Origin of the sequence: Sabulibacter ruber, assembly GCF_017355955.1 — a bacterium.
Taxonomy (GTDB): Bacteria; Bacteroidota; Bacteroidia; order Cytophagales; family Hymenobacteraceae; genus Nibribacter; species Nibribacter ruber_A.
Window position 1 is genome coordinate 1 of record NZ_JAFFID010000049.1, and the last position, 343, is coordinate 343.

A 343-nucleotide genomic window follows, 5' to 3' on the forward strand; every position below is an offset into this window, starting at 1 on the left:
AGGCCGTCCGCGCCGCCGTGGAGGCCGGGGCGGGCGCCACCGTGATCTCCCGTTTGGTCGTCGCCTCGGCCCTGCGTGCCGGCACGCTGGTGCGGATCCCGCTGTCCCTGCCGAAGCGGCGCTTCCTGGTCCTGCGCCATAGGGAAAGGCACGAAACGCGGGCCGAGCGCGCGATGCTGGCGCTGCTGGAGGGCGGGCCGGATGATCCCGCCGCAGGCGCGTAGCGCCCGCCCGCCGATCCGGGTCGTACGTCATACAAACGAAACGTGACATATCCGGAGAGGCACATTAATTTTGCACCGTTCGCAGTCGATGGCGGACGCTATGTGCTCGGCCCGCCGCT

General features: G+C 70.0%; 1 protein-coding gene. It reads left to right on the top strand.

The genetic code is table 11. The features are described 5' to 3' along the window. Window positions 1–224, top strand: a 224-nt coding sequence (locus JT719_RS24400; protein ID WP_242693461.1) for a LysR substrate-binding domain-containing protein, incomplete at its 5' end; no start/stop codon positions are given. Window positions 225–343: the final 119 nt, after the last annotated feature.